A 9,368-nucleotide genomic window follows, 5' to 3' on the forward strand; every position below is an offset into this window, starting at 1 on the left:
GTAAAAAGTGTGAATCGCTTCACGGTGCGATAGTTTTTACTTATCAGTAATAATTTTTTAACGTTTCGCTCATTACCCTGCCATATCCCTTTGCATTACAGTAGATGCCAGTTTCTTGTGTCTGATAAACAGTGGTTATCGCGGAGCGGGCATGACCTTTCAGGTAAAAATTCATCAAATTCGGGCCTTCGTGGAGGTCGCGAGGCAGGGCAGTATTCGTGGTGCAAGCCGTGCGCTTCAGCTCTCACAGCCCGCGCTCACCAAATCGATAAAAGAGCTGGAAGAGGGGATTTCAGCCCAGCTCTTTATTCGCCGCAGCAAAGGCGTGGCATTAACCGAATGCGGGGAAAGTTTCTACCAGCACGCTAATTTAATTCTGGAAGAGCTACGTGCGGCGCAGGAGGAAATTCAGCAGCGCCAGGGGCGATTAACCGGGCAGATAAATATCGGGATGGGCGCAAGCGTGGCACGCACGCTGATGCCGCCGGTGATTAACCGCTTTCACCAGCAGCACCCGGGTGTGAAGGTCAGGATCATGGAAGGGCAGCTGGTGTCGATGATCAATGAATTACGTCAGGGCGAACTGGATTTCACCATCAACAGTTATTATAAGGGCCCTTACGATTACGAATTTACGTTTGAAAAATTATTTGAAAAAAACTTCGCGATATTTTCCCGGCGCGATCATCCTGTGCAGGGTGCGCAATCCATTAGTGCGCTATTGAAATATAACTGGACGATGCCGACTCCGCGCGGCAGTTATTACAAACAGCTTGAGGAGTTATTCAGCCATCGGGCACAAATACCGACCGTCGGCGTGGTATGTGAAACGTTCTCATCCTGTATTAGCCTGGTTGCGCAAAGTGATTTCTTAAGTATTTTGCCGGAAGAGTTAGGCACTGACCCGCTGATTGCGCACCGTCTGGTGATGATCCCGGTGGTGGAGCCTTTGCCGAAAGCCGCTTACTACCTGATTCAGCGCCGGGATGCGCAGCAGACGCCGCTTGCCGCATCGCTGATTACTCAATTTCGCCGACAAAGTCAGCAATTATTCCAGGGGTGATTATTTATAGCTAAATAAAAAAACAGGATCTGCCGACATCCGCCAGATCCCACAGTATACACAGCAATATTTCCATACCGTCTTCCTGCCCCTGATTCCCCCGTGCAGGTAATACAGTTATAGCGAATCCAGGCATAAATACCAGTTTCTTGGGTGATATATTTCACGTTTCGTTAATAGTGTGTTGCATGTTAACGTCAATTAATTTTAGTTAAGTAATGGTTAACTATTTTTTTCTTTATTCGCTTCACTTTCGAACCAGAATATATTCTTCAGGAAATCTGTTTCCAGAAATAACCAAAAGCGTTGAGCGCAGGACAGGGCGCGGCTATAGTAGCCTTCCGGCAGTGAAGGTAGCGGGAGGAGGTAACGATGAACCCTGACGACAAATTTCTGTTTCTTGACGCCATGGAGGACGTACAGCCCCTGAAGTGTAACAACGAGGCGAACTGGCAGCCAACCCGTAATACCCGTGCTCCGGCCCACATCGACACGCTACAGCTCGATAACTTTCTCACCACCGGTTTTCTCGATATTGTTCCGCTCGACACACCGCTGGAGTTTAAGCGAGAAGGGCTGCAAAACGGCGTACTGGATAAGCTGCGCGCCGGGAAATACAGCCAGCAGGCGAGCCTCACGCTCCTGCGCCACTCCGTGGAACAGTGCCGACAGATGCTGTATGCGTTTATTCTTCAGGCCCACCGGGACGGACTGCGAAACGTTCTGATTGTCCACGGCAAAGGCAAAGCAGATGGCTCACACGCCAATGTTGTTCGTAGCTATCTGGCGCGATGGCTCACGGAATTTGAAGACGTGCAGGCGTTTTGCTGCGCGCTACCGCATCACGGCGGCAGCGGAGCGTGCTATGTGGCGCTGAAAAAATCCGAACAGGCAAAACTGGATAACTGGGAACGCCACGCCAAGCGCAGCCGCTAATGCCACACTGCATCTGGCGCAGCCGGGCAATATCTTAAACGCTTATGCCGGAATGCTTTCCCCTTTACGCAGCGTCAGCACCTCAAAGCCGTCGGCCGTAACGGCAATGGTATGTTCCCACTGCGCCGACAGCTTTTTATCGCGTGTCACCACCGTCCAGCCGTCCTTTTTGGTTTTGATTTTGCTGTCGCCCTGATTCACCATCGGCTCGATGGTAAAGACCATCCCTTCGCGCAGCACGTCGCCAACGCCTGGCTTGCCGTAGTGCAGGATCTGCGGATCTTCGTGCATCTCTTTGCCAATGCCGTGTCCGCAGTATTCGCGCACCACGCTGTAGCCGTTATCTTCAACGTATTTCTGAATGGCGTGCCCGATATCACCGAGCGTGGCGCCGGGCTTCACCACCTGAATGCCTTTCCACATTGCTTCATAGGTTTTGTTCACCAGGCGGCGGGCCAGCGGGGAGACGTCGCCAATCAGGTACATTTTGCTGGAGTCAGCAATCATGCCGTCTTTTTCCAGGGTGATATCGACGTTGACGATGGCTCCGGCACGCAGATGCTCCGTCTCCTTTGGAATACCGTGACACACCACCTCGTTAACCGAGGTATTCAGCACGTAAGGATAGTCATACTGACCTTTGCTGGCCGGGCGCGAATGCAGCTCGTTGACGATAAAATCTTCGACCTTGTTATTGATTGCCATGGTGGTGACGCCGGGCTGGATAAAGACGTCCAGCATGTCAAAGACGGAGGCCAGCAGCTCACCGGCATGGCGCTGGCGGGCGAGCTCATCGGCGGTTTTAATGGGAATTGATGGCATTGATCACCTCCAGTAAGCGGTCAGATCCTGATTTCAGCATCATCATTTTGATTTGCTGATAGTTCAGCTCCGGATAGAGTTCGCTCATCATGCCGAGGCGGATCCAGTATTCCGCTTGTGCGTTGACCGAACGCGACATCGCTTTGCTGGCATCACGAATGTCCTCGTGCAGCAGGTCCGAAATTTTGACGATTCCCATAAATATACACACCGTATATGAAACATATATAAATCGTATATTGTTTGCATGAGGATGTCTTTAGTCAATTGTGCGTGGAACGTCGCTCAACCGGGGGGGGGGCCACGCCCCAGACTCCTTCCACCGGCGTACGCGCCATCAGCCTGCGCTGGCGCATGGAGCAGCGGGAGAAAGTATCGCTACAGCAACCGAGCCTGAAAGGCCAGCTCTCGTTCTTATTTAGCGACAGGCAGGTCTGAATAGCGCGTAGTATAAGCCGGGGATAGCATTTCACGCTTCATTGCCCAGGGCTTCTGGATACCTTGACCAGCAAACCAGACTTTCCCTTTTCCCGACGCATTAATACCATCGATTACCGTCATTAGTGCAGTGCTATTAGCCTTGGGGGCGAGATCATCAAAAAAATTAAGCTGTGCAGTGCCGCGACTAAAAAAGTCAGCAAGCATTACGCCAGCTTTCATGTAGCGATAACCATCGACCCATATCCGATCCAGTGATTCTGTAGATGCACGTATAATGTCACGTGTATCATTAGAGGGTATCAGTAGTTTCGTAGATGATTGGTTCCCATAATAAATTTCATTATCTGCGTGCGGGCTGGTGCGTAGAAAGACGCTAACAAAAGCACAAAACTGGTGTTCGCTACGTAATTTTTCTGCAGCGCGTTCAGCATAGGTGCAGATAGCCTGGCGCATATCTGCATACTCGGTAATGCGATACCCAAAAGAGCGGCTGCACATAATTTGTTGTTTATTCGGCGCGAACTCCTCAAGCTCCAGACACGATTCACCGCGCAGCTCACGCAGCGTCCTTTCCAGAACAACGTTGAAATGTTTTTTGATGACCCAGGGTGAGCTATTGGCTAAGTCCAGCGCTGTACTGATCCCCATATTGTTCAGTTTTTTGCTGATGCGCCTTCCTACTCCCCATACCTCCTCCACAGGCACGTGCTCTAGCAGCTTCCGCTGACGTGATATGTCGGATAAATCAACCACGCCTCCCGTACCCGGCCATCGTTTGGCTGCATAATTTGCTAATTTTGCTAATGTTTTAGTTTGCGAAGCACCAATTCCGATCGTGAGCCCGGTATTTTTAAGCACCTGGTTCCGCATGGCCTTGCCAAATTCTGTCAGCGACATGTAGTTGGCTACGCCGGATAAGTCGATAAAGGCTTCATCGATTGAATAGATCTCGATGGCTGGCGCCATCTCCATCAGCGTCTGCATAACTCGCGCACTGAGGTCAGCATAAAGAGCATAGTTCGAGCTGAATACGTGCACTGCAGATGAGAACGTTTTCTTTTTCAGTTTGAAAAAAGGCTCTCCCATAGCGATGCCGAGCGTCTTTGCCTCTGCTGAACGCGAAATGACGCAGCCGTCGTTGTTAGAGACCACCACCACGGGTTTTCCCTTTAAATCCGGGCGAAATACCGTTTCACATGACGTATAAAAGCTGTTGACGTCGGCCAAAGCAAACATCGTCATTTATGTGACTTCACTGAAAATGTCACTACGCCAAATATTTCGAGATCTTCTGGGTTATGAAATGTAATCGGCGAGTAATTGTCATTATAAGGAACCAGCTGCAAGGCTGGGTGCGTACGTAATTCCTTGACAGTAAACTCGCCGGCTACAGCAGCAATCACAATATCGCCATGGCTTGCCGACAGCGAACGATCAACGACCAGAAGATCACCATCTCCAATTCCAGCACCCGTCATCGAGTCACCGCTTACTTTAATAAAATACGTGGCGCAAGGATGGGCTATTAAAAGCGTATTGAGATTCAGCCTATCTTCGACGTAGTCTTGTGCGGGATTAGGAAAACCACAAGATACTCGCTCCGTAAAAAGAGGAAGATGGATGGCGGGGGCAATCTCTGTGGGATAAAAAAGCTGCATGGTGAGGAACTCAATGTAACTGTGTTTATATACAGTATCACTGAGTTTTTCACACGTTCAACCCTCTTCTAAGCAGGTTTCTGGAACCGTTTGAAGTTGCGAAGAATTTAGGTTTTACCTTGTAAGCAGTAAGCTGAGTAAGTTTGCAGCAGCGAAGTCGTAAGCAGTCGGTATACGCTTACCCATAAACCATAAAAATCCTAAGCCTTTACTGTTTCCAACTTGCCTTTGATAAATGAAACAACTGCATCTATACATTGATTAATCCCAATACAACATTGGGATTTAATAAGACCATTACGCATATTGTATCGTACTCACGTTTACGTCTGTCCAGAATCACCCTTGCTGTCTTTTCTTCACTTTCTTCCCCGTCAATCATTCTGTTTCCGCTTCCTGCGGCTGCCGTAACATTACAGGCTTATAACCCCGTCGATAACGATCAGTTATATGGACACATGTCGGTCTCGGATGGTCTGCTGGTTGATTTAACCGGTAATCAGCTTTTTCAACCCAGAGTGGATGGCTCGGTAAGTACGACGATTGGCACACGCCAGGGGATCAATCGTATTGTTAACGATCGTGGCGTACTGGGTGCCGATGTGGGGAGTATTCAGGACAACCAGTACATCAATATGCGGATTGCCGACGTGACGAACGGTACGCTGAACGTCAATATTGGTCAGAACAATGCGACATCCAGCGCGTCAACCAACGGCCGGACGCTGGCAGCCAAGCAGAGCACGCTGTTCAACGTCGACGGCGGCAGGGCTGAAAAACTATAACGACTGGCTGATCGCCCAGCTTAAAACGGGCAACCTCGACAAAATGGCCTACCTCACTGAATTCAATAAAGCCTTTACCCGCAGTAGCAGGGCAGTGGATTACCGCATTTCCGCTGATGACCCGACGGACGATGTCGCGCAGGCCATCGGCAACCGCATTGTCATTAACGCCAGCGGTCCGAATGCAAGGGTCAATGTGGCTGCCGGAAAAACCCTGGAGATGATTGGCGCCAACGGGTACGACAGTATGACTTTCCGTGAGACAGCGCATCGTCGACAAGGGCGAACATGGTGATAATTTTCCGCGATACTGTATAAATAAGCAGTATCGCGGAAAGAGGGGGGGATCAAGGCCCGTTTTACCACAAATACTGCACGCCTGCCGACAGGCTCCAGGCCCGGCTCTGCAATCCGCCGCCGCCAGGGCCGTATTCATGGCCATCTTCATCCCACTGGTTTTCATCGCCGTGCTTGTTCGGGTAATAGGTGTATGCGGCTTCGGTAAAGACTTTGGCCTGTGGAGTGACCCAGTATCCCGCATTGACCACGCCCGCCCAGAGCTCGCCACTGTTGGTGCTGGTGGTGGAGGTCGCGTTGGTCATGTAATGGACGTCATGATCCGTGCCGTCTACCCAATGACTGTATTTCAGCAATCCGCTGAGCTCAAACTGCGCCAGAGAATAGTAGCCCGCGAGGCCAATATAGGGGGTCTTAAAGACCTGGCGATAGCCGGCTGCGGGCTGTCCTGCCTTGAAGGAACCCTGCTCACGCGGAGCGTTCGGGTCATAGTCACCGTTGGCATCGGTGCCCGCGTAATCATAGGTGCCACCGCTTGCCAGCCAGCTGGTGCGGCTCTCCTGATAGCCTGCCACCGCGCCGAATTTGTAGGAAGGCTGATTGAACATCCAGAAGCGCAGACTGAGATCGTACTCGTTGGCTTCGTTAACGGTCGCCGGGCTTGAGGAACTGTCGGTGTAGTGACTCGAATTCAGATCCTGCCAGTCGTAGTCGTTCATATGACCGCTGCCGGAGGCGAGCGTCGTCCAGCCCCGGGCATTCAGGCTAAGCCAGGGCAGGGCATCATAGTTAGCTTCCGCTTTAATAATGGCGGCATTTTTCAGCTTCCAGTCCAGGCGGCTGAGCTGCTGCCCCTGATAATAGACAAACTCCTTTGATTCTCCGCTGAGGTAGCCCAGGGACGCGTTCAGCGATAGGCCATCATGTTCATATTGCGTCGGTTCACCGGTGAGATAGGGCGTTGCGCAGGTGGAAAAAGAGGCGGTAACGGAGAGCAGAAAAAGTAGCGGATGAGTTTTCATGAGGTCTCGTAGAGGTCAGGGGGCAACGAAGCCGCTGAAGAATACCGAAAGTTTATACGTGTTTGCCCGAAATGCCATTCTGCTGCTTTCACCCCCTTGTTGACCCACGGTTCAGTCTTCTGTGGCGTAAAATAGTGCTCTGAACACAAAAATCGATCAGGGAGTTGTTGATGAACAAAGTCACAGGATCGCTCAGGAAAAACCTCCTGGCCTGTCTGCTGCTGGCACCGTTAAGCGCTGCGTTTGCTGCTGAAACGGGACAGATCGTCAGTCAATCCATTCTGGCACAGACGGCAGGCCTGCAGGAGGCAGCCAGCCAGTACCGCGTGGAATACCGCTCAATGGATGGCGTGCGAGGAAGAGGGATGCGTGTGGACAGCGCCGCGGTCTTTTTACCCGAAGGCCCGACCCCGGAAGGCGGCTGGCCGGTAGTTGTGTGGACGCACGGCACCGTGGGCATTGCCCATAGCTGCGCGCCGTCTCTGAACCCGCGCACCGCGCGTGACAGCCAGTATCTCAACACCTGGCTTTCGCTTGGGTATGCCATTGTGGCGCCCGACTATCCGGGGCTCGGCTCCGCCGGGCTGCACCACTATCTGGATGCCCGTGCTGAAGCGTGGAGCACGCTCGACAGCATTCGCGCAGCGCTGGCAGCGTTTCCGCTGAAAAATCAGCTGGTGCTGGTGGGGCAGTCGCAGGGCGCACATGCCGCCTTTGCTACCGCCGGTTACCAGCCCGCCTATGCGCCGGAGCTGAATATCATTGGCACCGTACTAACCGGTACGCCGTACTTCACCGCGCAAAGCCAGGTCTCCGGCCTCTTTACCACCACAGGCGATAAGCAGCGCACCACCGGCGACCCGAAAATCCCTTACGTGTTCTACATTTATCACTCAGCGGCAGACCGGGATCCGAACCTGAAAGCGGCAGACTATTTCCAGACTGCGTCGCTGGCTCTGCTCGGCGAGGCGAAAAGCCAGTGCATAACGCCATTAACGGAAAGCGTGATGAAAGACAAACTGACGATGGAGAACAGCCTCAGGCCGGGGATTCAGGATTTGCTGAACGCCTCCGCCAGTTCGCTTTCGTACCCGACGCTGCACCTGAAACATCCGGTGTTTATCGGCATCGGCGGGGATGACATCAACGTGCCTACAGCAATGCAGCAGCAGTTTGCCCGCGACGTTCGTGCGGCAGGCACGCAGGTGAGCGAACATCTCTATCCGGGTCTCGATCACAGCGGCACCGTTAATCCGTCATTGCGGGACTCCGTGCCATTTGTGCTGGGGTTGAAGGCAGAGAAATAATCCGGTTCAGTCCGTCTTTCGCGCGGGCTGAGTTTTAGCATACTTTAATTATGAAATAACCCTGCGGGCGGTTTTAAAGCGTATTTTCCAGTAATCGTTTTTCAGATCCGAAATCATAACGCCTTTGCTTGTTGAGGCATGCACAAACTGCTCGTTACCAATATAAACGCCGACATGACGCTCACGGGACGACATTTGAAAGAACAGCAGATCGCCGGGCATGAGCTTGACAGGAGAGGCCTGAGCTCCCTGCTTGATTTGCTCTGCCGTGGTGCGCGCAAGGCGGGTGCGCAACGTATCCGGAAAGGCCGCATGGAATATCTGCTGCATTAATGAAGAGCAGTCAATTCCCTTTTTTGTAGTTCCGCCAAATTGATATTTCACGCCCTGCCAGTGGGAATATTGTGAGAGTATCTTCTTGCGAATATCCTCTTCTTTGACTTTGGTGTGAGAAGGCGTTCGCTCGACGTTAATATAAAAACTTGAGGCTTTTACATCAGAAGAAAGAAACAGTGATAATAAAAAGCAGAGCGTTATAAATGGATAATACATAGTTAATCAGTTCATGTGGAAAATAAAAAAAACGGGGTGTGGTTAAAAAGTAACCTAATGGGGAGGGGGGGACAATATTACTAGTACTAAAAAATGGAATGCAGAATATGACTTTCATTTGCCAGCGCCATTTGGCCCACTCCCCCTCGATAGCATTGTGCTGGCGGTATGAGCTGATAACTTCCTCCCGCTCCGAACGTGAAAGCCGCACGTTGGCTCCAGGTCTGCCCCTGAAAAGTGAAAATCATCTCCGGTAAGCCTTCAGGTTGGCGCGATTTCGAACTGGTCAGGTATTTATTTTTAGCCACCCACCGTAATCTTCTCATCGCGCTAAGTCGCAACATTTTCTAAGCAGCCTTAGCCCGGCATGCCTGATGAAAACGGTAAGAGCATCGATCCTTTTATCTCTGATATTGCTCACACCGTTGCGCTACAGGTTATTCCACTGGGGAAACTTTTATGGTTTTGAATCGCCACGGATAATC

At 51.5% G+C, this 9,368-nt stretch carries 11 protein-coding genes; 5 read left to right on the top strand and 6 right to left on the bottom strand.

Annotation, left to right across the window (positions count from 1 at the left end; genetic code table 11):
- Positions 1-151: 151 nt before the first annotated feature.
- Both AB1287_RS06545 and smrA read left to right on the top strand, forming a co-directional pair.
- Positions 152-1,063 (top strand): LysR family transcriptional regulator, encoded by a 912-nt coding sequence (locus AB1287_RS06545; RefSeq protein ID WP_435617289.1) that lies wholly within the window; start codon positions 152-154, stop codon positions 1,061-1,063.
- A 372-nt stretch (positions 1,064-1,435) separates the two neighbouring features.
- On the top strand, positions 1,436-1,999 hold the full coding sequence (smrA, locus tag AB1287_RS06550) for a DNA endonuclease SmrA (RefSeq protein ID WP_435617290.1): 564 nt from the start codon (positions 1,436-1,438) through the stop codon (positions 1,997-1,999).
- Positions 2,000-2,041: 42 nt separating this feature from the next.
- Here the strand turns inward: smrA and map are convergent, their stop codons facing one another.
- The 4 genes from map to umuD all read right to left on the bottom strand — a co-directional run bounded on the left by map (position 2,042) and on the right by umuD (position 4,920).
- Positions 2,042-2,821 carry a type I methionyl aminopeptidase gene (gene map / locus AB1287_RS06555; protein WP_312626313.1) on the bottom strand — a complete coding sequence of 260 codons (780 nt, stop codon included), beginning with the start codon at positions 2,819-2,821 and terminating at the stop codon, positions 2,042-2,044.
- Complete coding sequence (locus AB1287_RS06560) at positions 2,802-3,020, bottom strand: ParD-like family protein (RefSeq protein WP_097163124.1); 219 nt, start codon at positions 3,018-3,020, stop codon at positions 2,802-2,804. Before AB1287_RS06560 ends, map begins: the two co-directional genes overlap by 20 nt.
- Positions 3,021-3,235: 215 nt before the next feature.
- Positions 3,236-4,498 (bottom strand): translesion error-prone DNA polymerase V subunit UmuC, encoded by a 1,263-nt coding sequence (umuC, locus tag AB1287_RS06565; protein ID WP_435617301.1) that lies wholly within the window; start codon positions 4,496-4,498, stop codon positions 3,236-3,238.
- Positions 4,499-4,500: 2 nt separating this feature from the next.
- A complete protein-coding gene (gene umuD / locus AB1287_RS06570; RefSeq protein WP_312626316.1) occupies positions 4,501-4,920 on the bottom strand; it encodes a translesion error-prone DNA polymerase V autoproteolytic subunit in 420 nt (139 codons plus the stop codon).
- 458 nt (positions 4,921-5,378) lie between these two features.
- On the opposite strand from umuD, the gene AB1287_RS06575 reads away from it, so the two are divergent.
- Both AB1287_RS06575 and AB1287_RS06580 read left to right on the top strand, forming a co-directional pair.
- Positions 5,379-5,705 carry a hypothetical protein gene (locus tag AB1287_RS06575; protein ID WP_435617291.1) on the top strand — a complete coding sequence of 109 codons (327 nt, stop codon included), beginning with the start codon at positions 5,379-5,381 and terminating at the stop codon, positions 5,703-5,705.
- The gene (locus tag AB1287_RS06580; RefSeq protein WP_435617292.1) at positions 5,611-6,000 is read left to right on the top strand and encodes a hypothetical protein; all 390 of its coding nucleotides are present in this window, start codon (positions 5,611-5,613) and stop codon (positions 5,998-6,000) included. Before AB1287_RS06575 ends, AB1287_RS06580 begins: the two co-directional genes overlap by 95 nt.
- A 64-nt stretch (positions 6,001-6,064) precedes the next feature.
- On the opposite strand, the gene AB1287_RS06585 is transcribed toward AB1287_RS06580, so the two are convergent.
- Positions 6,065-7,024: an omptin family outer membrane protease gene (locus tag AB1287_RS06585; RefSeq protein ID WP_435617293.1), complete on the bottom strand. Its 960-nt coding sequence runs from the start codon at positions 7,022-7,024 to the stop codon at positions 6,065-6,067.
- A gap of 170 nt (positions 7,025-7,194) precedes the next feature.
- Between AB1287_RS06585 and AB1287_RS06590 the strand changes: the two genes are divergently transcribed.
- Positions 7,195-8,331, top strand: a complete 1,137-nt coding sequence (locus AB1287_RS06590) for an alpha/beta fold hydrolase (protein WP_435617294.1) — start codon at positions 7,195-7,197, stop codon at positions 8,329-8,331.
- 48 nt (positions 8,332-8,379) lie between these two features.
- Here AB1287_RS06590 and AB1287_RS06595 read toward each other — a convergent pair whose 3' ends face one another.
- A complete protein-coding gene (locus tag AB1287_RS06595) occupies positions 8,380-8,883 on the bottom strand; it encodes an NlpC/P60 family protein (RefSeq protein WP_435617295.1) in 504 nt (167 codons plus the stop codon).
- Between the last annotated feature and the right edge of the window lie 485 nt (positions 8,884-9,368).

The sequence above is a fragment of the Scandinavium sp. UTDF21-P1B genome (assembly GCF_040750395.1).
Lineage (GTDB): Bacteria > Pseudomonadota > Gammaproteobacteria > Enterobacterales > Enterobacteriaceae > Scandinavium.